The organism is Mycolicibacterium arseniciresistens (assembly GCF_030519285.1).
GTDB classification, from domain to species: Bacteria; Actinomycetota; Actinomycetes; order Mycobacteriales; family Mycobacteriaceae; genus Mycobacterium; species Mycobacterium arseniciresistens.
Genome location: NZ_JAUMSQ010000117.1, coordinates 1 through 20,836 on the forward strand (window position 1 = coordinate 1; position 20,836 = coordinate 20,836).

Here is a 20,836-nt window from a genome sequence, read left to right on the forward strand (position 1 = left end):
CAGGCCCCGCAAGACCGCGGCCGCCGGCGCCAGCTAGCGGTCCACGCGACCGGCAGATGGTCACACCCGAGCGCCGCACCCGCGGCGACATCGTGGCGGCACTCGTCATCGCCGCAGTGGTCGTGGTGACGGCTGGCCTGGTCTGGTGGACCAGTGACGCGCGGGCCACGATCAGCCGCCCCGCCGCCACCCCGGTGCCCAGCGTGGAGACACCGCGCGAGGTCCCGGCGTCGCTGCAGCAGCGCTGGACGGTGCCCAGCCCCAAGACGACGACTCCGCTGGTGGTGGCCGGCGCGGTGGTGACCGGCAACGGCCGCGACGTCGAGGGCCGCGATCCGGCGACCGGCGCCACGCTGTGGAGCTACGCACGCGACGTCGAGCTGTGCGGCGTCAGCTACGTCTACTACGACGCGGTGGCGGTGTACCCCGACGCCCGCGGCTGCGGCCAGGTGAGCACCATCGACGGCAAGACCGGCCGCCGCGGACCGGCCCGCACCGCCTACGCCGACCCCGAGGTGACGCTGTCCTCGGACGGCACCACGGTGCTGTCGGTCGGCGACAGCAGGCTCGAGCTGTGGCGCTCGGACATGGTCCGGATGCTCAGCTACGGCTACCTGGACGCCCGCATCAAGCCCGGCATCCCGCCGTCGCCGCTGTGCCGGCTGGTGTCGGCCGCGGCCAGTTCGACGGCGGTGTCGGTGCTCGAGGCCTGTCCCCGCGAGGACAACCTGCGGCTGACGCTGCTGCGGCCGTCCGACGAGGAGGACACCCCGGAAAGCCAGTTCGTGCCCCAGCCCGGCGTGTCCGACGACTCCGGCGCCCGGGTGATCGCGGTGTCCGACGTCTCGACCGCGGTGTACGTGCCGACCCCGAAGCCCGTGGTGAACATCGTCGACGAGACCGGCGCCACGGTCGCCACCACGCCGCTGCCCGGACCGGTGTCGCCACAGGCCGCCATGTCGCGCGCCGGTGACCTGATCACCTGGTGGACGGGCGAAGCGGTGATGGTCTTCGACACCGACGAACTGCGCTACAAGTACACGGTCAGCCCGTCGGGCGGCGCCGCCGCGGTCGGCCCGGCCACCGCGCTCGCGGGACGACTACTGGTGCCGGTCACCTCCGGCTACGACGTGTTCGACGCCGCGACCGGCGCCGGGCAACGGCACATCCCGCTGGTGCGGCCCCCGTCGAGCGCGCCCGTCATCCCCGCGGTGGCGGGTTCGATGCTGCTCGAGCAGCGCGGCGAACAACTGGTCGCGCTCGGCTGACCGCGACTGCGGCCGTCAGGCCAGGTCGATCACCACGACGGTGACGTTGTCGGAGCCACCCGCGTCGTTGGCCAGCGCGACGAGTCCGCGCGCCGCCACATCGGGGTCCGCCGGCTCCGCGGCCGCCAGGATCTCGTCGTCGTGCACCTGGCCGAACAGCCCGTCGGAGCTGATCAGCAGCCTGTCCCCCGCGCGGCAGTCCACGTCGACCACCCGCGGGTCCACCGTCGGTGAGATGCCGAGCGCCCGGGTCAGCAGGTGACGCTTCGGGTGCCAGCGGGCCTCGTCCTCGGTCAGCTCGCCGGCGCGCACCAGATGCGCCACGACGCTGTCGTCCTCCGTCAGCCGGTCCAGCGCGCCGTCGCGGATCCGGTACAGCCGCGAGTCGCCGATGGTCATCGCGACCGGGCCGCCGTCGGCGTCGGACAGCACCGCCAGTGCGACGAGCGTGGTGCCCATGGTCTCGTTGCCGGTCAGGGTGGCGGCGTGGTCCCAGATGCGGGTGTTGGCGTCACCGACCGCACGGAACAGCCCGGCCCGGTCCGGTGCGGTGGCGAACACCGTGCTCAGCGCCTCGACGGCGAGCCGGCTCGCGATGTCGCCGTACGTGCCGAACCCGTCGGCGACCGCGTAGAGCGGATCCTCGACCAGCGCGCTGTCCTGGTTGGTGGGCCGCACCGGACCCTTGTCGGTCGCGGTCGCCGCGGTCGAGACGGTGGCCATCGGGGCGGCTCACACCTCCGGGGTGAAGGTGGCCATCGCCTTGCCGGACTTCCAGTGCTTGAGCAGGGCCGCCGCCAGCTCCCGGTAGGCCTGGGCGCCCTTGTTCTTGCGGCCCGCCAGCACGGACGCCCCCGATGCGCTGGCTTCGGCGAACCGAACGGTGCGCGGGATCGGCGGCGCCAGCACGGGCAGGCCGTAGCGGTCGGCGACGTCGAGCAGCACGTCGCGGCTGTGGGTGGTGCGCGAGTCGTACAGCGTGGGCAGCGCCCCGAGCAGCGTCAGGCCCGGATTGGTGATCTGCTGCACGTCGTTGATGGTGCGCAGAAACTGTCCGACGCCGCGGTGGGCCAGCGTCTCGCACTGCAGGGGCACGATCGCCTCGTCGGCGGCGGTGAGCCCGTTGAGGGTGAGCACCCCCAGCGACGGCGGGCAGTCGATGATCACGACGTCGAACCGGTCCTTGGCCTTCTTGCCTGCGGCGGCGCCGTCCTCCGGTCCGGTGACCTTGGCCAGTGCCCGCTTGAGCGCATATTCGCGACCGGCGCGCATCAACAGCATCGCCTCGGCGCCGGCCAGGTCGATGTTGGCCGGCAGCAGCGTCATCCCCTCGGGCGTCTCCACCAGCGCCGCATCCGGTTCGACGTCGCCGAGCAGCACCTCGTGCACCGACACCGGGAGCTTGTCCGGGTCGTGGCCCAGCGAGAACGTCAGTGACCCCTGCGGGTCGAGGTCGACGAGCAGCACCCGCCTGCCCTGCTCGGTCAACGCCGCGCCCAACGATGCCACCGTCGTCGTCTTGGCGACCCCACCCTTTTGATTGGCTATCGCGAGTACCCCCGTCACGATGCTCATCCTCACATGCGCACCGACCCGGTCGTTGGACGTGCGGCAGAATCGGTGAGGTGAGTGTTCTGCAGCAACGGCTGCTTCTTCTCCGGCACGGCGAGACGGAATGGTCTCGATCCGGACGGCACACGAGTCACACCGACCTGGACCTCACCGATCTCGGTCGGGAACGTGCCGAACAAGCCGCAGAGGCCATCGCCGACTTGGAGCTGAACGACCCGTTTGTGATCAGCAGCCCCATGGTGCGGGCCGTACGGACCGCCGAACTCGCCGGTCTGAGGGTCGACGAAGTCTCGCCACTCCTGCAGGAATGGGACTACGGCGACTACGAAGGACTGACCACACCCCAGATCCGGGAGTCGGTGCCCGACTGGCTGATCTGGACGCATGGCGCCCCGGGCGGCGAGAGCGTCGCCGCGGTGACCGAACGTGCAGACGGCGCCGTGGACCTGGCGCTGCAGTACATGGAGTCGCGCGACGTGGTCTTCGTCGGACACGCCCACTTCTCCCGCTCGGTGATCTCGCGGTGGGTCGAATTACCCGTGCCGAAGGGAATCCGCTTCGCGATGGCCCCGGCCTCGATCGCCGTCCTCGGATTCGAGCACGGTGTCCGCCAGATCATCGCGCAGGGGCTCACGGGACACACGGATCCGTGTAAGCCGCGGTGAACGCGCCCTTCGTCCTCGCAGGCCCGGACGGCGTTGTGGTCGCCGCCGGCATCCGCACCGGATTCACCCGACTGGCCGACGCGCAGGCGGCGCTTCGCGCCGGTGAGGCTTCGATCATCGTGGGCGCCCTGCCTTTCGACGTGTCGCAACCGACCGCGCTGATGGCGCCCGAGGCGGTGCGCTTCACCGCCGCGCTGCCCGACTGGCCCGTGCTCCCGCTGCCGGCCGTACACGTCGCGCGGGCACTGCCCGAGCCCGCCGAGCACCGGGCGCGGGTCGCGGCCGCCGTGCGTCGCCTCAACGACCCCGCCGCCGGGCTGCACAAGGTGGTGCTCGCCCGCTCGCTGCAGCTGATCGCCGACGGGCCGGTCGACGCGTGGACCGTGCTGACCCGGCTGGTGGCCGACGATCCCTCCGCCACCGGATATCTCGTCGACCTCAGCCCGGCCGGTGGTGACCATACCGGCACCGCGCTGGTCGGGGCGACGCCGGAACTGCTGGTGGCGCGCCGGGGTGACGTGGTGACCTGCCGGCCGTTCGCGGGCTCGGCGCCGCGTTCGGCCGACCCCGACACCGACCGGGCGAACGCGGCGGCGCTGGCCGACTCCGCGAAGAACCGCCACGAACACCAACTCGTCGTGGACGCGATGCGCAAGGCACTCGACCCGCTGTGCGTCGACCTGCAGATCGCGCCGACGCCCGCGCTCAGCAGCACCGCGGCGGTGTGGCACCTGAACACGCCGATCACCGCCCGCCTCCGCGAAACTTCCACCACCGCAATGGATCTGGCGGTCGCTCTGCACCCGACGCCTGCGGTCGGCGGCGTCCCCGCCGGCACGGCCGCCGCGCTGATCACCGAACTCGAGGGCGACCGCGGCTTCTATGCCGGCGCCGTCGGCTGGTGTGACGCTCACGGCGACGGCAGCTGGGTGGTGTCCATCCGCGGCGCGCAGCTGTCCGCCGACCGGCGCAGCGCCGACGCCAGGGCCGGCGGCGGCATCGTCGCCGAATCCGATCCGGACGACGAAGTCGACGAGACCACGACGAAGTTCAGGACGATCCTGTCCGGCCTGGGGGTGCAGACATGAGCGGAACGACGATCCGGCCGGTGCGGCGGGGCGACGAGGCCGAACTCGCCGCGATGATCCACGAGCTCGCCGAGTTCGAACGCGCCGCCGTGGAGTGCACGGTGACCGAGAGTCAGCTCGGCACAGCACTTTTCGGCGATCGCCCGGTGGTGTTCGGGCACATCGCGGAGGTCGACGGCACGCCGGCCGCGGCGGCGCTGTGGTTCTACAACTTCTCGACGTGGGACGGCGTCGCCGGCATCTACCTCGAGGACCTGTTCGTCCGCCCGCAGTTCCGCCGCCGCGGCCTGGCCCGCGCGCTGCTCTCGACACTCGCCCGCGAGTGTGTCGAGAACGGCTACTCGCGGCTGAGCTGGGCGGTGCTGGACTGGAACGCCGACGCCATCGCCACCTACGACGCGCTGGGCGGCAAGCCGCAGACCGACTGGATCACCTACCGGGTGTCGGGCCCCGAATTGTCGGCGCTGGCAGCCCCGCCGGCGCCCTGATCGTCCGGCGCGGCCAGCCACTCCAGCGTCGCCGGACTGAACAGCAGCACCAGCACCACCAGTGCGGTCAGCGCCAGCGGGATGCCGTAGGCCCACTGGTGTGAGCCCACGCCGACGTACCAGGACACGCCGAGCAGGAGCAGCTGGGCGAACACCGCCACGCCGCGACCCCACCGCCGGCCGGTCCACAGCGCCCAGCCCGCCGCCGCGACCGCGCCGCCGATGATCGCGAACCAGGCCGCGGTCCCGTAGGAGTTCAGGCCCGGCTCCTGCTGGCCGGACAGCCCACTCACCACGTAGAACACCGCCGCCGCGAGTCCGGCCGCCCCCTGCAGCAGTACCAGCACCGCAGCCATCCGTACGGTCGAGGGCGCAGGCACGGTCACCGGGCCCGCCGATCGGTCAGGTCGGTGTCCGGCCCGTGGCGCTGCGAACGTCTTTCGGTCACCGTCACACGGTAGCGACGTGCGAACCGCGCTGTGCCGCCAGTCGCACCGGGGCGTTGTCGGCGCCGTAGCCGTCGTAGTGGCCGCGCCGCTGCACGAACTCGAAGAACACCGTGCCGACCGTGCGGGTGTAGAAGTGCACGAACTCGCCGCCGTCGGGGTCGCGGTCGTAGAGCAGGTCGAGGTCGTTGAGCTCCTCGACCACCGCGGCGTCCAGGCCGAACCGGCCCGCCAGGTAGTCGTAGTAGTTGTCGGGCACCGGCAGGAAGCGCGCTCCGCGGCTGCGTGCCGCCCGGGCCACGGCGAAGATGTCCGCGCACGCGAACGCGACGTGCTGGGGCATCTTCACCCCGTCGAGCACCTGCGGCGCGACGTTCAGCGGTATCCGCACCGCGCCGTCGACGGTCCGCAACACCTGGCTGCGCACCAGACCGGTGGGCCCGGGCACCTCGGCGGGCGTGCCGGCCGACAGGCCGAAGACGCTGGTGAGGAACAGCACCGCATCTTCTGCGGTGTGCCACGGTTGCGAGAGGTTGACGTGGTCGATCGCGCGGACGGCCGTCGGCGTCGGCGGTCGGCCGCTGTCGAATTCGTCCACCCAGGCCGGCGCCGATCCAGCGGCGGGTTCGGTGACCCAGAACAGCTCGGTGCCGTCCGGAGCGACCGCGGAGCCGAGCGCCTGCTCCGCGGCGTAGGTCCGGCGGTAGGCGACGGGGGCCATCAGTTCCCTTGCGCGCCGCGTGGTTTCGCCGCCGTCGGGCACCTGGAAGCCGACGGCCGCGACATGCGGCGCCTGATCACGGGCCTGCTGCTCGTTGAGCACCACCCGGGCGTCGCCCGCGACCCACAGCGAGACCGGCTTCGTGCGGTGGCGCCCCGCCGAGGTGAAGCCGAACTGCTCGAGGAGGACCTCGACGTGGGTGGTCTCCTCCGCCTTGATCTCGACGAAGTCGAACGCGGTGGGTGGCTTGGCGGGGGTCAGCGCCACCACGTCGCGGCGCCACCCCTCCGGCTTGCGGTGCGCGGTCTTGTCCTGCAGCCAGAGCAGTGACCGCAGCGCGTGCACCGCGGTGCGCTCGGGGTCGGTCTGACGGAAGGTGTCGTTGAAGACCTCGAGTGACAGCGGGCCGTCGTAGCCGGTGGCCAGCACGCGGGACAGGAACCCGGGCAGGTCGAACGCGCCCTCGCCGGGGAAGAGGCGGTGGTGGCGGCTCCAGGACAGCACGTCCATGCTCAGCGCGGGCGCGTCGGCGAGCTGCAGGAAGAAGATCTTGTCGCTCGGGATCCGCTCGATGTCGGCCGGATCGTGGCCGCGCGAGAGCACGTGGAAGCTGTCCAGGCAGGTACCGACCGCGGGGTGGTCGGCGAGTTCGACGACCCGCCAGGCCCGTCGGTAGTCGTCGATGAAGCGGCCCCACGCCAGTGCCTCGAAGGCGACCCTGATGCCGTAGCCGGCGGCGAGGTCGCCGAGGCGGCGCAGCTGTCCGGCCGACACCTCGTCGGAGTCGACGGTGGCCGTGGCGACGTTGCTGCACACCAGGATGGTGTCGATGCCGAGCCGTGCGGCCGTGGCGAAGGTGGCGCCGGCGCGGCGCAGGTTCTCGGTGAACGTGGCCTCGTCGACGCCCTCGATGTCGCGCAGCGGCTGGTACAGGTCGAGCGACAGGCCGAGCCGCCGCGCGAGGCTGCGGATCTCCTCGGGGCTGCGGTCGTTGGCGATGAGATCGGGCTCGAACACCTCGACGCCGTCGAATCCGGCGGCCGCGCAGGCGTGCAGTTTCTCGGTCAGCGAGCCACTCAGCGAGACGGTGGCGATGGAAGTCCTCATGGGCCGTCCTCCAATCGTCACTAATGTACGAAATAGTTAGTTAAGCCACAAGGGCCTGCGCTCCCACCGACGCGGCTAGGCTCGGCGACGTGTCGACCGAGTCCCGGCCCGAACTGCAGCGCGACGCCGAACGCACGCGGTCCGAGCTGCTCGAGGTCGCGACCGCGGTGTTCGCCGAATCCGGGTATTCGGGCGCGCGGGTCGACGAGATCGCCGAGCGCACCCGCACCACCAAGCGGATGATCTACTACTACTTCGGCGGCAAAGAGCAGCTGTACATGGCCGTGCTGGAGAAGGCCTACCTCGGGATCCGCGAGGCCGAGCAGCGGCTTCAGGTCGACCACGTGGACCCGGTGGACGCGCTGCGCGCACTGGCCGGACTGACCTTCGACCACCACATCGCGCACCAGGAGTTCATCCGCCTGGTCTCCATCGAGAACATCCACCGCGGTGAGTTCATCGGCCGGCTGGAATCGTTGCGCACGCTGTCGCGTCCGGCGACCACGCTGCTCGACGAGATCCTGCAGAACGGCAGGCGCCAGGGCGTCTTCCGGCAGGACGCCGACGCGCTGGACGTGCACATCGTGATCAGCTCGTTCTGCGTGTTCCAGGTCGCCAACCGGTACACGTTCGGCTACCTGTTCGGCATCGACTTCACCGAACCCTCGCGGCGCGCCCACCTGCGCAAGATGATCGGCGACGTGGTCGTCGGCTGGCTCACCTCCACACCCTGACCGGTCCGTAGCGCCGAGACCCGCTTCACAGCACGGTCTTGACGTGAGCCCGGTCACTGTGTTCTCCTCGACGTACGTACTAGTTAGTACATTGAGGAGACGGAATGAGCCACGACGCCTACCTGGTCGGTCTGGTCGGGACCGGCGTCGGACCGTCCCTGACGCCGAAGCTGCACATGCGCGAAGCCCACGAACAGGGCATCGACTACCTGTACCGCATCATCGACCTGAACACGGCAGGCATCGCGGCCGAGCGGATCGGCGAGATCCTCGAATGGGCGCGCGCCATGGGCTACGACGCGCTCAACATCACCCACCCCTGCAAGCGGCTGGTGATGGAACACCTCGACCACATCGACGAGCTCGCGGCCTCCGTGGCCGCGGTGAACACGGTGGTCTTCGCCGAGCACGGCGACGTCGGCTACAACACCGACACCACCGGCTTCGCGATCGGATTCGACGAGGGCCTGCCGGGGGCGCCGAGGACGTCGGTGGTGATGATCGGCGCCGGCGGAGCGGGCGCGGCCGTCGGCGACGCACTGCTGCGACTCGGCGCCGAGCACCTCGCGGTGGTCGACGCCGACGTCGACCGCGCGACCGCGCTCGCGCACCAACTAGGCATCCGCCACACCGACGCCCGGGTGGACGCCTCCACCCCCGACAAGCTGTCGGTGCTGCTGCCCGCCGCCGACGGTCTGGTGCACTGCACGCCCACCGGCATGGCCGAACACCCGGGCCTGCCGTTGGCCGCCGAGCTGCTGCACCCGCGGCTCTGGGTGGCCGACATCGTCTACCGGCCGCTGGACACCGAACTGCTCACCGCCGCACGGCAGGCGGGCTGCCGCACCCTCGACGGCGGCCACATGGCCGTTCACCAGGCCACCGAGGCCTTCGCCCTGATCACCGGCATCACCCCCGACGCCGACCGCATGTCCCGGCACTTCCGCAGCCTCGTCGGCTGACCATCCACCGCCCGACCGAACAGGAGAAGTCATGAGCCGCACGACAATCACCGAATCCGACAGCGGCGGAGCCGATGCACCGCGACGAACACCCGGCCGCGCCGCCGTCGCCAGCTTCATGGGCAGCGCCGTCGAGTACTACGACTTCTTCGTCTTCGGCACCGCCGCCGCGCTGATCTTCCCGAAGGTGTTCTTCCCCTCCGGCGACGACGCCGCCCTGGTGCTGTCGTTCGCGACCTTCGGCGTCGCCTACGTCGCACGGCCGGTCGGCGCCTTCGTCCTCGGCCACTTCGGCGACCGCCTCGGCCGACGCAACGTGCTGATGTTCACCCTGGTGCTGATGGGGGTGTCCACCTTCGCGATCGGCTGCCTGCCCACCTTCGCCACGGTCGGCTGGGTCGCACCAGGGTTGCTCGTGCTGTGCCGGTTGCTCCAGGGCTTCTCCGCGGCCGGTGAACAGGCCGGCGCCAGCTCGCTGACACTGGAACACTCCCCCGACAACCGGCGCGCGTTTTTCACGTCCTGGACGCTGACCGGAACCCAGGGCGGCCTCATCCTCGCCCAACTCGTGATGCTGCCCTTCGTCTCCCTGCCCGACGACGCCGAGATGTCGTGGGGCTGGCGGGTTCCGTTCTGGCTCAGCGCGATCGTCGTCGTGGTGGCCTACTTCATCCGCCGCCGGCTGCACGAGACTCCGGAATTCGACGAAGCCAAGGCCACCGGCGCCATCGCCCGGATGCCGCTGAAGCCGCTGCTGCAGAACCACTGGAGGGACGTACTGCGGGTCATCTTCTGCGCCTTCATCGCCGCCGTGTCAACGGTGTTCGGGACCCTGGCGATCGCCTACGGCAAGAAGGTGGGCCTCGACGCCGGTATCACGCTGTGGCTGGTCGTCGTCGCCAACGTCGTCGCGCTGTTCACCCAACCGCTGTTCGGCATGCTCGCCGACCGGATCGGCCGCAAGCCGGTCTTCATCTACGGCGCCTTGTCGTCGGCGGCCCTGATGCCCTTCTACATGCTGTCGATGAGCAACGACAACACGCTGCTGACCTTCGCCCTCGCGGTGGCCACGTTCTCGTTCGGGTACGCCGCCGCCAACGCCGTGTGGCCGTCGTTCTACGGCGAGATGTTCAGCACCCAGGTCCGTTTCTCCGGCATGGCGATCGGCACCCAGATCGGTTTCCTGCTGGCAGGATTCGCCCCGACCATCGTCACCGCGCTCGGTGGTGTCCGCGAAGGCGGCTGGGTGGTCATCAGCATCTTCACGGCAATCGTCTGCCTGATCGCCGCGCTGTCGGCGATGACCGCGAAAGAGACGAAGAGCGTCCCGACCGAATTGCTCGGGATGCCCGATTCGCCCAAGACGCTGGTCAACGGCTGAGCACCGGGAGGGACTCGTGGAGAACGCCATCGCCGTCGGCGACCTCGCGCCGGACAGCGCACTGCGCAGCCAGCACGAGATCAGCGCCGAGATCGCCTCGATCGCCGACGAATACCGCGGCGCGGGTGTGGAGGAATTCCAGCCCAGGCTGACCTACCCGCCCTACCGCAGCAGCAGGCTGCGCCATCCCCTGGCGTCTCTGCACGCCGTCGACCCGGAGGCGGTCGAGCTCAGCGGCCCGTGCTTCGGGAATCGCGACGTGCATCCGCTGGAGGCGGATCTGACGATCCAGCACGCAGGGCAACCGATCGGCGAGCGGGCGGTGGTCACCGGGCGCGTCGTGGACGGCGACGGCAGACCGGTCCGCCACCAGCTCGTCGAGATCTGGCAGGCCAACGCCGCGGGCCGCTACCTGCACCAGCGCGACCAGCACCCCGCGCCGCTGGATCCGAACTTCACCGGCGTCGGCCGCTGCCTGACCGACGGCGACGGCTGGTACCGCTTCACCACCATCAGGCCGGGCCCGTACCCGTGGCGGAACCACCACAACGCGTGGCGGCCCGCCCACATCCACTTCTCCTTGTTCGGAACACAATTCACTCAGCGCATGATCACCCAGATGTACTTCCCCGGCGATCCGCTGTTCGCGCTGGACCCGATCTACCAGTCGATCACCGACCGGAAGGCGCGCGACCGCCTGGTCGCCGCCTACGACCACGACGTGACCACCCACGAATGGGCCACCGGCTACCGGTGGGACATCGTCCTGTCCGGCGCCGCGCAGACGCCGGTGGAAGGAAACGGCAGCCGATGACCATGGCACCGACACCGGGTCAGACGATCGGTCCGTTCTTCGGCTACGCGCTGCCGTTCCCCGGCGGTGACGAGTTGGTGCGGCCGGGCACACCGGGGGCCATCCGGCTGCACGGGCGGGTGACCGACGGCGCAGGAGAGCCGGTGCCGGACGCGCTGCTCGAGATCTGGCAGGCCGGCGCCGACGGAGTGCTGCCGTCGGCCACCGGCTCGCTGCACCGCGACGGCTGGACCTTCACCGGCTGGGGCCGGGCGAGCACCGACGACGACGGCCGGTACTCCTTCACCACGGTGGAACCCGGTGCAGTGCAACCGGACACCGCCGCGTTCTTCGCCGTCACGCTGTTCGCGCGTGGACTGCTCAACCGATTGTTCACCAGGATCTACGTTCCCGGTGCCGGGCTGGCCACCGACCGGCTGCTGGCGTCGCTGCCCGAGGACCGCCGGGAGACGCTGGTCGCCCGCCGCGACGCGACCGGGTTGCGATTCGACGTCCTGCTGCAGGGCGGCGCGGACGAGACGGTGTTCCTCCGCTTCCCGGGGCACCGGCCGTGAGTGATCTGCTCTCGCCCGGCGACGGGCGCGCCGGTGAACTGTTCAGTGACCGGTCGTTCCTGGCCGCCATGGTCGCGGTGGAAGACGCGTGGCTGGAGGCACTCGTCGACACCGCTGTGGCGCCGTCCGCCGCGAAGGCCGACCTGGGCGACGTGATCTCGCCGTCGGACATCGGCACCCTCGCCGAGGGTGCCGAACGCGACGGCAATCCGGTGACCGGCCTGGTCGCCATGCTGCGTGAACGCACCGGGGATCAGACCGCCCGGTGGCTGCACCGCGGACTCACCAGTCAGGACGTCGTGGACACCGCGCTGATGCTGTGCGCGCGTGCCACACTCGCGGCCGTCAGCGACGAGATGTGCCTGCAGATGGCACAACTGGTGCGCCTGACCGAGGCACACCGCCGCGCGCCGATGCTCGCCCGCACACTCACCCAGGCGGCGCTGCCCAGCACGGTCGGCATGAAGACCGCGCACTGGCTCACCGGAGTGCTCGACGCCGCGGACACCGTCGGCAGTCTGCCCCCGCTTCCGGTGCAGGCCGGTGGCGCCGTCGGCACCCTGGCCGCGGCAACCGAACTCACCGGATCGGACGACGCCGCCCTCGCCCTGTCGAACGCGATGGCCGAGGCGCTCGGCCTGGCACCGGCCATGCCGTGGCACACCACCCGATCGATCGTCACCCGCATCGGTGACGCCCTGGTGACGTGTTGCGACGCCTGGGGACACATCGCCGCCGACGTCGCGACCGGCAGCAGGACCGAGATCGGCGAGTTCACCGAAGGGCAGGCGGGCGGGTCGTCGACGATGCCGCACAAGCGCAACCCGGTGATGTCGGTGCTCATCCGCAGCGCCGCACTGAACGCGCCGTCGCTGGCCGCCGGACTGCACGTCGCCTCGGCCTCGAGTGTCGACGAACGGGCCGACGGGGCCTGGCACGCCGAATGGGGCACGCTGCGCACCCTCAGCCGGCGCACCGCGGCCGCCGCAGGCCAGACCACGGCGCTGCTGACCGGGCTGCAGGTCGACACCGATCGCGCCGCCACGAATCTGGCTGCAGCCGAGGATGTATCGGCGGAGCAGCGGTCGATGTCGGAGGTGACCGGCCGGCCGGCCGCCCCGCAGTACACCGGTGCGGCCGACCTGCTGATCGAGTCGGTGCTGGCGCGGGCCCGGCGGCGCCTCGAGGAGCCGTCATGACCGGCCCGCGTCTGGTCGCGACCGACTTCGGCGGGCCGGCAGGAGGCCCCCTGCTGCTACTCGGGCCGTCACTGGGCACGTCCGCGCAGTCCCTGTGGGGGCCCGCGGCGCCGCACCTGACCGGCCACTTCCGGGTGGTGGCCTGGGATCTGCCCGGCCACGGCCACAGCCCGCCGGCGTCCCCGTTCGACGTCGACGATCTCGCCGCGGCGGTGCTGGCACTGGCCGACGAGGCCTCTGCGGCAGGCGGATTCCACTACGCCGGCGACTCGCTCGGCGGCGCGGTGGGCCTGCAGCTGCTGCTGGCCGCGCCTGACCGGGTGCACTCGGCGACACTGATCTGCACCGGCGCCGTGATCGGCACGCCCGCCGGGTGGCGCGAGCGCGCCGCCATCGTCCGCGCGTCGGGAGTCGATGCCCTCGTCGACGTCGCGGCCCAACGCTGGTTCTCCCCCGGCTTCCTCGACCGTGCGCCCGAGGCCGGCGCGGCACTGCTGACCGCGCTGCGGGCCACCGACGCCGAATCGTATGCGCTGGCGTGCGAGGCACTGGCCGCCTTCGACGTGACCGCGCGACTCGCGGAGATCGCAGCGCCGGTACTCGCGATCGCGGGCAGCGACGACGTGCCGACGCCGCCGCAGGATCTGCGACGGATCGCCGACGGCGTCGCCGACGGCCGGCTCGTGGTGCTGCCCGGCGTCGGCCATCTCGCACCGGCCGAGGCCCCGCACCGGGTCGCCGAACTCGTCGTCGAACACGTCCACCGGCACCGGCCCGACGTGATTTCGGCGCGCTCGCGGTCGCTGGGCGACGGTGAGCGCGCCGAAATCACCCGGTATGACGCCGGGATGGCGGTCCGGCGGCAGGTGCTCGGTGACGACCACGTCGACCGCGCGCAGGCGCAGACGACCCCGTTCAGCGCCGACTTCCAGACGCTGATCACCGAGTACGCCTGGGGCAGCATCTGGACCCGCCCCGGCCTCGACCGGCGGAGCCGTTCGCTGATCACGCTCACCGCACTCGTGGCCCGCGGCCACCACGAGGAGCTGGCCATGCACGTTCGAGCGGCCCGGCGCAACGGCCTGAGCGTCGACGAGATCAAGGAACTGCTGTTGCAGACGGCCATCTACTGCGGGGTGCCCGACGCGAACACCGCGTTCCGCATCGCCGGACGGGTGCTCGGCGAGGACGACGCCGTTCGAGACAGGGCCGTTCGAGACAACCCCACCCGAGACAACCCCGCCCGAAACACCGAGGAGGAGCCCTCGTGAGCCGCACCCAGATCCACACCACTGCCGAGCAGGCGGTCGCCGGGATCGCCGACGGGGCAACGGTGCTCGTCGGCGGCTTCGGCATGGCCGGGATGCCGACCACGTTGATCGACGCGCTGATCGACCAGGGCGCCGGCGACCTGACGATCGTCAGCAACAACGCAGGCAACGGTGACACCGGCCTCGCCGCGCTGCTGGCGGCTGGCCGCGTGCGCAAGGTGATCTGCTCGTTCCCCCGCCAGGCGGACTCCTACGTCTTCGACCGGCTGTACCGCGCCGGCGAGGTCGACCTCGAAGTGGTGCCGCAGGGCAATCTCGCCGAACGCATCCGGGCCGCGGGCGCCGGGATCGGCGCGTTCTTCTGCCCGACCGGCGTCGGGACCCCACTGACCGAGGGCAAGGAGGCGCGCACCATCGACGGTCGCGACTACGTGCTGGAATACCCGATCCGCGGTGACGTCGCGCTCATCGCCGCCCATGTCGGCGACCGGGCCGGCAACCTGGTGTACCGCAAGACCGCGCGCAACTTCGGCCCCGTGATGGCCACCGCCGCCGAGATGACCGTCGTCGAGGTGGCCCGGGTGGTGGACGCCGGCGAGCTGGATCCCGAATGTGTGGTCACCCCGGGCATCTTCGTCGACCGCATCCTCGATCTTTCTGCAAGCCAGCATGATTCGGAGGTGGCGGTGTGACGACCATCCGCAGCGACGCCGTCGAGCGCCTCGACCGCGAACCCCTCGACCGCGACGAGATCGCCGCCCTGATCGCCCGCGACATCCCCGCCGAGTCCTACGTCAACCTCGGGATCGGGCTGCCGACCCGGGTGGCCGAGCACCTGTCACCGGCCGACGGCGTGGTGCTGCACACCGAGAACGGGATGCTGGGCATGGGTGGTGTCGCGGTGGGTGACGCCATCGACCCCGACCTGACCAACGCCGGCAAGATCCCGGTCACCGAGACGCCGGGAGCCTCCTATTTCCACCACGCCGATTCGTTCGCGATGATGCGCGGCGGCCATCTGGACGTCTGCGTGCTGGGCGCCTACCAGGTCAGCCATCACGGCGACCTGGCGAACTGGCACACCGGCGCGCCGGACGCGATCCCGGCGGTCGGCGGAGCGATGGATCTCGCCATCGGCGCCAAGCAGATCTTCGTGATGATGAATCTCTTCACCAAGGACGGCGCCGCCAAGCTGGTGCCGGCGTGCGCCTACCCCCTCACCGGCCGGCGCTGCGTGAACCGGGTCTACACCGACCTGGCGATCTTCGAACTCGACCGCACCGGGGAGCGCCCGGTGCGGGTGGTCGAGACGTTCGGCATCAGCGTGGCGGACCTCGGCGACCGGTTGGGAGTCCAGCTGCACTGACCGGTCGGTGTCAGCGGCGCGGCCGTGCCGCTCTTGGCTAGGCTTTGGCCTCGTGCGCGCCGTGCTGATCGTCAACCCCAATGCGACGTCGACCACCCCTGCGGCGCGTGACCTGCTCGCCCACGCGGTGGAGAGTCGGGCCGAGCTGGTCGTCGTGCACACCGACCACCGCGGCCACGCGATCGAGATCGCCCGCGACGCGGCCCGCGACGAGGTCGACGTGCTGATCGTGCACGGCGGTGACGGCACGGTGAACGAGGTGGTCAACGGCGTGCTGTCGGAACGCGGCCCCGGTGTCCCGGCGCCCGCGGTCGGCGTGGTGCCCGGCGGATCGGCCAACGTCTTCGCCCGGGCGCTCGGCATCAGCCCCGACCCCACCGAGGCCACCAACCAGCTCGTCGACCTGCTCGGCGACTACCGCCGCAACGGCCGCTGGCGGCGTATCGGGTTGATGGACTGCGGCGAACGCTGGGCGGTGTTCACCGCGGGCATGGGGGTGGACGGGGACGTCGTGGCCGCCGTCGAGGCGCAGCGGGCCAAGGGCCGGACGGTGACCGCGTCGCGCTACATCCGCGTCGCGGTGCGCGAGATGCTGGCCAGCGCCCGCAAAGAGCCCACGCTGACACTGCACCTGCCCGACGCCGAACCGGTGTCGGGCGTGCACTTCGCGTTCGTGTCGAACTCCAGTCCGTGGACCTACGCCAACACCCGCCCGGTGTGGACGAACCCGGACACCTCGTTCGAGACCGGGCTCGGCGTCTTCGCCATCACCAGCATGAACGTCTGGGCGAACCTGCGCCTGGTGCGTCGGATGCTGTCGCGCACGCCCCGCATCGAGGCACGCCACCTGCTGCGCGACGACGACCTCGCGTGGTTGCGGGTGACCGCCGACGTCCCGGTGGCCTGCCAGATCGACGGAGATTACGCCGGACTGCGCGAAACGATGACGTTCACGTCGGTACCCGACGCCCTGGCTGTGGTTGCGCCGCCCGTCACACCCCTCTGACCAGGACTTATGGCGCTCGCCCAAAGAATTCAGGGCGCAGATGGATTGAGTGTAGTACACATGGGTAAGCGCTCCGCTAACGCGGTGCCGGAGTGAGATAGCACACGTGTTAACGCAGTTCTATTGACATCTGTTCAGCCTGTGAAAACATCGGATGCAACAGTGCAGAAACATTTCGTGTGCACGCGTTAACAGCCGAAGAAAAGCTCGTGCGCTTTGCTGCGCATACAAGCTAGTGACTGATGAGGAGTTAGAACTATGGATTGGCGCCACAAGGCGGTCTGTCGCGACGAGGATCCCGAGCTGTTCTTCCCCGTGGGAAACAGCGGTCCCGCGCTTGCTCAGATCGCTGACGCGAAGCTGGTCTGCAATCGCTGCCCCGTCACCACCGACTGCCTGACCTGGGCGTTGGACTCCGGCCAGGACGCCGGGGTGTGGGGCGGGATGAGCGAGGACGAGCGTCGCGCGCTCAAGCGGCGCAATGCCCGCACCAAGGCCCGCAGCGGGGTCTGACCCACAGTCAGATCCGCGCGAGCGACGGCCCCGACGGCAACGTCGGGGCCGTCACTTTTTTCGCAGGCTTTTCCTGTCAATTCGATGAGCGAATTTCGTTTTCCGGATGTGACGTGCGTTACTGCGGCAGCCGGGTGCGGCGCCCCAGCGGCACCCGCAGCACCACGTCGGTGCCTCCGGTGGCGACGTCGTGCATGCCGAGTGAGCCGTCCAGTTCGGCCGACACCAGGGTGCGCACGATCTGCAGGCCCAGCCGGTCGGACTTCTCGAGGCTGAAGCCGTCGGGCAGGCCGCGCCCGTCGTCGTGCACCACCACGTCGAGCCAGCGCGCCGACCGCTCGGCGCGGATCGTCACGCAGCCGTGAGCGGTGCCGTCGTCGAATGCGTGCTCGATCGCGTTCTGCACCAGTTCGGTGATCACCATGATCAGGGCGGTTGCCCGGTCCGCGTCCAGCACGCCGAGGTCACCGACGCGGTTGATGCGGATCGGGGTGTCCACGGTCGCCACGTCGTTCATGATCGGCAGGATCCGGTCGACGACCTCGTCGAGGTTGACCTCCTCGTCGACCGACATCGACAACGCGTCGTGCACCAGGGCGATCGACGACACCCGGCGCACCGACTCCAGCAGCGCCTCGCGGCCCTCGGCGTTGTTGGTCCGCCTGGCCTGCAGCCGCAGCAGCGCCGCCACCGTCTGCAGGTTGTTCTTGACGCGGTGGTGGATCTCCCGGATGGTCGCATCCTTGGACAGCAGCGCCCGATCGCGGCGTTTGACCTCGGTGACGTCCCGGATCAGCACCGCGGCGCCGACGGCCTCACCGTGCGCCACCAGCGGCAGGGTGCGCAGCAGCACCGCGGCCCCGCCCGCATCCACCTCCATGCGCATGCTGGAGCCGCCCGCAAGCGAGTCGCGGACGTGATCGGCGAGTTCCTGGGCCTCGAACGGGTCCGAGATGAGCGGGCGGGTGACCGCCACCAGGTTGTGTCCCTCGAGTTCCGACGTCAGCGCCATCCGGTGATACGCCGAGATCGCGTTGGGGCTGGCGAACACCACGGTGCCCGCCCCGTCCAGCCGGATGAATCCGTCGCCGACGCGTGGGCTGGAGCGCGACATCGCGAGGTCACCGACATTGGGGAAGGTGCCTTCGGACAGCATGTGCAGCAGGTCGGCGGCGCAGTCGAGGTACGCGCTCTCCAGTGGGCTCGCCGTGCGCCTGGCGGCCAGCGCAGTCTGGTGGGTCAGCACCGCGACCACCTTGCCGTCCCAGCGCACCGGAACGGCCTCGACGTTCAGGCCCGGTGAATTTTGTTGCGTCGCTTCGTCTTCGGTGACGATGACGCCGGTGTCGAATGCGGAGCGCACCACCGGAAGCCGCTGGTCGTCCGAGAGCGTGCCCACCGCGTCGGCGAGCAGCACCGTGGGCGCGGTGTTGGGCCGCACCTGCGCGACGCACACCAGCACGCCGTCGTCGCGGCCCACCCACATGAGGTAGTCGGCGAAGGACAGGTCCGCCAGCAGCTGCCACTCGCCGACCAGGGCGTGCAGGTGGTCGACGGCGTTGCCGGGCAGCATGGTGTGCTCGGCGAGCAGGTCACCGAGGGTGGACATCGAGGATCACGTCGAGGTGGTCGAGTACCGGGGTGTGGCTAGCCGATGACCGCGATGAGATGACCGGCCTGGATGACGTCGCCTTCGCTGACGTTGACCTTGGTGACCGTTCCGGCGACCTCGGCGAGCACCGGGATCTCCATCTTCATCGACTCCAGCAGCACCAGGGTGTCGCCCTCGCCGATCTGATCACCTTCGTGGACCACGACCTCGAGCACACTGGCCACGATCTCGGCGCGAACGTCCTCGGCCATCTTCACCCCACTCACTCTCGGTTCAGCGCCTCTATCGAACCACAACCCCGCGTGGCCGGAGCATTCGCCGGGCCGTGAGACAATGTCATGGTGCCGCCCGTGGGACGCGGGCCGGAAATACCGAAGACCGTACGGAGGAACTGCCATGGCCAAGCGTGGCCGCAAGAAGCGTGACCGGAAGCACTCGAAGGCGAATCACGGGAAGCGACCCAACGCCGGCTCGAAATCAGTGCGCTAGCCCCCAGAAGTCGACAACGCCCGCTCGTCCTGCGTGGACGGGCGGGCGTCGTCGTGTCGGGGTGCCTGCGGCCGGTCAGCCGCCGCGGATGATGGTGGTGCGGCTGATCTCGATCCGCAACCGCTCGCGCAGCCGGTCGGGCGCCTTCTCACCGCTGCACTTGGCGGCGATCAACCGCTTCACCCGCTCCTCCACGCCGTAGTGGCGCAGGCACGCGGGGCATTCCTGCAGGTGGTGCTGGAGCTTGTCGCGGGTCTCCGCGGTGCACTCACCGTCGAGCAGCGTCCACACCTCGGCGATCACCGCCGCACATTCGGGGTGTTCGGGGTCGACGGGCCCGACCGGCGGGGTCCACCGCTCGTCCGCACGGACCTCGTCGCGTGGCTGATCACTCATGACGGCACCTCCTCGGGCGCCTGCTCGGCCCGGATGAATCCGCGGTCCCGGGCGACGTCGCCCAGCAGGTCGCGCAGTTGCTTGCGGCCCCGGTGCAACCGGGACATCACGGTGCCGATCGGCGTGTCCATGATCTCGGCGATCTCCTTGTACGGGAATCCCTCGACGTCGGCGTAGTACACCGCCATCCGGAAGTCCTCCGGCAACGCCTGAAGCGCGGCCTTGATCTCGGTGTCCGGTAGCGACTCGAGCGCCTCCACCTCGGCCGACCGCAGCCCCGTCGACGAGTGCTCGGCGTTGGCCGCCAGCTGCCAGTCGGTGATCTCCTCGGTCGGGTACTCCGCCGGCTGACGCTGCTTCTTGCGGTAGCTGTTGATGTAGGTGTTGGTCAGGATGCGGTACAGCCACGCCTTGAGGTTGGTGCCCTCACGGAAGGACCGGAAGCCGGAATACGCCTTGACCATCGTCTCCTGCAGCAGGTCCTCGGCGTCGGCGGGATTGCGGGTCATCCGCAGCGCACCGCCGTAGAGCTGGTCGAGCAGCGGGATCGCGTCCCTCTCGAACCGGGCGGTCAGCTCGGCATCGGTTTCGGTGGATCTCTCGGGCGCTGAGCCGTCGACGTCGGTCATCAGGGTCGACACCGTCCCTTCTGTCGCGGCGCCGCCGAACAAGCCCGGCAGATCCACCGGACGTTCCAGGCAAACCGTTGGCACCGTAGGTCCCCTTCTTCCCGATCCTAGTGGCTGCTCCCGACAGGTGGCCGACCGCTGCATCAGCAGCCGGAACTGCAGTCAATAACAGCAGACCCGCGGCGACTTGTTCCCCGATCGCCGGCACTACCCTGAGCCGGTGGCACGAGCGGCGACCCCGGCGATCGCGGCGCTGCTCGCCGCGGGCGTGCCGCACGAGGTGTTGCGCTACGCCCACGACGCCCGCGCCGAGTCCTTCGGCGAGGAGGCGGTGGCGGCGCTGGCCTCGGGCACGGGCGTGGAACCCGCCCAGGTGTTCAAGACGCTGATCGTGGCGGCGCCCGCCGGCCTGGCGGTCGCGGTGCTGCCGGTGCCGGCGAAGCTCTCGCTCAAGGCGGCGGCCGCGGCGCTCGGCGTCCCGAAGGTGGCGATGGCCGAACGTGCCGCGGCCGAACGGTCGACCGGTTACGTGCTCGGTGGCATCTCGCCCTTCGG

Annotated in this window: 25 protein-coding genes; 17 read left to right on the forward strand and 8 right to left on the reverse strand. The window is 70.4% G+C overall.

The window, feature by feature from the left end; translation table 11 throughout:
- Window positions 1–56 precede the first annotated feature (56 nt).
- On the forward strand, window positions 57–1,268 hold the full coding sequence (locus Q2100_RS16140; RefSeq protein WP_302914900.1) for an Rv3212 family protein: 1,212 nt from the start codon (window positions 57–59) through the stop codon (window positions 1,266–1,268).
- A gap of 15 nt (window positions 1,269–1,283) precedes the next feature.
- Here the strand turns inward: Q2100_RS16140 and Q2100_RS16145 are convergent, their stop codons facing one another.
- Window positions 1,284–1,991: a PP2C family protein-serine/threonine phosphatase gene (locus Q2100_RS16145; RefSeq protein ID WP_264010876.1), complete on the reverse strand. Its 708-nt coding sequence runs from the start codon at window positions 1,989–1,991 to the stop codon at window positions 1,284–1,286.
- 9 nt (window positions 1,992–2,000) lie between these two features.
- A complete protein-coding gene (locus tag Q2100_RS16150) occupies window positions 2,001–2,834 on the reverse strand; it encodes a ParA family protein (RefSeq protein WP_302914901.1) in 834 nt (277 codons plus the stop codon).
- 59 nt (window positions 2,835–2,893) lie between these two features.
- Here Q2100_RS16150 and Q2100_RS16155 point away from each other — a divergent pair, with 59 nt between their 5' ends.
- The 3 genes from Q2100_RS16155 to Q2100_RS16165 are packed head-to-tail and all read left to right on the forward strand — an operon-like array spanning window position 2,894 to window position 5,081.
- Window positions 2,894–3,505 (forward strand): acid phosphatase, encoded by a 612-nt coding sequence (locus tag Q2100_RS16155; RefSeq protein ID WP_264010878.1) that lies wholly within the window; start codon window positions 2,894–2,896, stop codon window positions 3,503–3,505.
- A complete protein-coding gene (locus tag Q2100_RS16160; RefSeq protein WP_302914902.1) occupies window positions 3,502–4,593 on the forward strand; it encodes an isochorismate synthase in 1,092 nt (363 codons plus the stop codon). The genes Q2100_RS16155 and Q2100_RS16160 overlap by 4 nt, the downstream gene beginning before the upstream one ends.
- Window positions 4,590–5,081, forward strand: coding sequence for a GNAT family N-acetyltransferase (locus Q2100_RS16165; RefSeq protein WP_302914903.1), 492 nt, complete (start codon window positions 4,590–4,592; stop codon window positions 5,079–5,081). The genes Q2100_RS16160 and Q2100_RS16165 overlap by 4 nt, the downstream gene beginning before the upstream one ends.
- Here the strand turns inward: Q2100_RS16165 and Q2100_RS16170 are convergent.
- Together Q2100_RS16170 and Q2100_RS16175 are read right to left on the reverse strand one after the other, a co-directional pair.
- Window positions 5,027–5,467 (reverse strand): hypothetical protein, encoded by a 441-nt coding sequence (locus tag Q2100_RS16170; protein WP_302914904.1) that lies wholly within the window; start codon window positions 5,465–5,467, stop codon window positions 5,027–5,029. The two genes, Q2100_RS16165 and Q2100_RS16170, sit on opposite strands and share 55 nt — an antisense overlap.
- A 64-nt stretch (window positions 5,468–5,531) precedes the next feature.
- Entirely contained in the window at window positions 5,532–7,355 is a 1,824-nt protein-coding gene (locus Q2100_RS16175; RefSeq protein WP_302914905.1) for a bifunctional sugar phosphate isomerase/epimerase/4-hydroxyphenylpyruvate dioxygenase family protein, read from the reverse strand.
- A gap of 89 nt (window positions 7,356–7,444) precedes the next feature.
- Between Q2100_RS16175 and Q2100_RS16180 the strand changes: the two genes are divergently transcribed.
- From Q2100_RS16180 to Q2100_RS16230, 11 genes are all read left to right on the forward strand, one after another.
- On the forward strand, window positions 7,445–8,089 hold the full coding sequence (locus tag Q2100_RS16180) for a TetR/AcrR family transcriptional regulator (RefSeq protein ID WP_264010883.1): 645 nt from the start codon (window positions 7,445–7,447) through the stop codon (window positions 8,087–8,089).
- A gap of 104 nt (window positions 8,090–8,193) precedes the next feature.
- The gene (locus Q2100_RS16185; protein ID WP_302914906.1) at window positions 8,194–9,051 is read left to right on the forward strand and encodes a shikimate dehydrogenase; all 858 of its coding nucleotides are present in this window, start codon (window positions 8,194–8,196) and stop codon (window positions 9,049–9,051) included.
- Between the two features lie 31 nt (window positions 9,052–9,082).
- Window positions 9,083–10,432, forward strand: a complete 1,350-nt coding sequence (locus Q2100_RS16190) for an MFS transporter (protein ID WP_302914907.1) — start codon at window positions 9,083–9,085, stop codon at window positions 10,430–10,432.
- Between the two features lie 16 nt (window positions 10,433–10,448).
- Window positions 10,449–11,246 carry a protocatechuate 3,4-dioxygenase subunit beta gene (gene pcaH, locus Q2100_RS16195; RefSeq protein WP_269894078.1) on the forward strand — a complete coding sequence of 266 codons (798 nt, stop codon included), beginning with the start codon at window positions 10,449–10,451 and terminating at the stop codon, window positions 11,244–11,246.
- Window positions 11,243–11,800: a protocatechuate 3,4-dioxygenase subunit alpha gene (gene pcaG / locus Q2100_RS16200; RefSeq protein ID WP_302914908.1), complete on the forward strand. Its 558-nt coding sequence runs from the start codon at window positions 11,243–11,245 to the stop codon at window positions 11,798–11,800. The genes pcaH and pcaG overlap by 4 nt, the downstream gene beginning before the upstream one ends.
- The gene (locus Q2100_RS16205) at window positions 11,797–12,999 is read left to right on the forward strand and encodes a lyase family protein (protein ID WP_302914909.1); all 1,203 of its coding nucleotides are present in this window, start codon (window positions 11,797–11,799) and stop codon (window positions 12,997–12,999) included. Before pcaG ends, Q2100_RS16205 begins: the two co-directional genes overlap by 4 nt.
- Window positions 12,996–14,270, forward strand: a complete 1,275-nt coding sequence (pcaDC, locus tag Q2100_RS16210; protein ID WP_302914910.1) for a bifunctional 3-oxoadipate enol-lactonase/4-carboxymuconolactone decarboxylase PcaDC — start codon at window positions 12,996–12,998, stop codon at window positions 14,268–14,270. Before Q2100_RS16205 ends, pcaDC begins: the two co-directional genes overlap by 4 nt.
- Window positions 14,267–14,962 (forward strand): 3-oxoacid CoA-transferase subunit A, encoded by a 696-nt coding sequence (locus Q2100_RS16215; RefSeq protein ID WP_264010890.1) that lies wholly within the window; start codon window positions 14,267–14,269, stop codon window positions 14,960–14,962. The genes pcaDC and Q2100_RS16215 overlap by 4 nt, the downstream gene beginning before the upstream one ends.
- Before the next feature lie 5 nt (window positions 14,963–14,967).
- Window positions 14,968–15,636: a 3-oxoacid CoA-transferase subunit B gene (locus Q2100_RS16220; protein ID WP_372503643.1), complete on the forward strand. Its 669-nt coding sequence runs from the start codon at window positions 14,968–14,970 to the stop codon at window positions 15,634–15,636.
- A 52-nt stretch (window positions 15,637–15,688) separates the two neighbouring features.
- A complete protein-coding gene (locus Q2100_RS16225; protein ID WP_302914911.1) occupies window positions 15,689–16,642 on the forward strand; it encodes a diacylglycerol/lipid kinase family protein in 954 nt (317 codons plus the stop codon).
- A gap of 258 nt (window positions 16,643–16,900) precedes the next feature.
- Complete coding sequence (locus tag Q2100_RS16230; RefSeq protein ID WP_110319505.1) at window positions 16,901–17,155, forward strand: WhiB family transcriptional regulator; 255 nt, start codon at window positions 16,901–16,903, stop codon at window positions 17,153–17,155.
- Window positions 17,156–17,273: 118 nt separating this feature from the next.
- Here Q2100_RS16230 and Q2100_RS16235 read toward each other — a convergent pair whose 3' ends face one another.
- Window positions 17,274–18,764 (reverse strand): two-component system sensor histidine kinase PdtaS, encoded by a 1,491-nt coding sequence (locus Q2100_RS16235; protein WP_302914912.1) that lies wholly within the window; start codon window positions 18,762–18,764, stop codon window positions 17,274–17,276.
- 38 nt (window positions 18,765–18,802) lie between these two features.
- Window positions 18,803–19,018, reverse strand: a complete 216-nt coding sequence (locus tag Q2100_RS16240) for a biotin/lipoyl-binding carrier protein (RefSeq protein ID WP_264010909.1) — start codon at window positions 19,016–19,018, stop codon at window positions 18,803–18,805.
- 145 nt (window positions 19,019–19,163) lie between these two features.
- Here Q2100_RS16240 and Q2100_RS31860 point away from each other — a divergent pair, with 145 nt between their 5' ends.
- Window positions 19,164–19,256 (forward strand): 50S ribosomal protein bL37, encoded by a 93-nt coding sequence (locus Q2100_RS31860; protein WP_003882799.1) that lies wholly within the window; start codon window positions 19,164–19,166, stop codon window positions 19,254–19,256.
- Between the two features lie 75 nt (window positions 19,257–19,331).
- Here Q2100_RS31860 and rsrA read toward each other — a convergent pair whose 3' ends face one another.
- Both rsrA and Q2100_RS16250 read right to left on the reverse strand, forming a co-directional pair.
- Entirely contained in the window at window positions 19,332–19,652 is a 321-nt protein-coding gene (gene rsrA / locus Q2100_RS16245) for a mycothiol system anti-sigma-R factor (RefSeq protein WP_302914913.1), read from the reverse strand.
- Window positions 19,649–20,281: a sigma-70 family RNA polymerase sigma factor gene (locus tag Q2100_RS16250; protein ID WP_302914915.1), complete on the reverse strand. Its 633-nt coding sequence runs from the start codon at window positions 20,279–20,281 to the stop codon at window positions 19,649–19,651. The genes rsrA and Q2100_RS16250 overlap by 4 nt, the downstream gene beginning before the upstream one ends.
- Before the next feature lie 220 nt (window positions 20,282–20,501).
- Here Q2100_RS16250 and Q2100_RS16255 point away from each other — a divergent pair.
- On the forward strand, window positions 20,502–20,836 hold a 335-nt coding region (locus tag Q2100_RS16255), incomplete at its 3' end, for a YbaK/EbsC family protein (protein ID WP_302914914.1).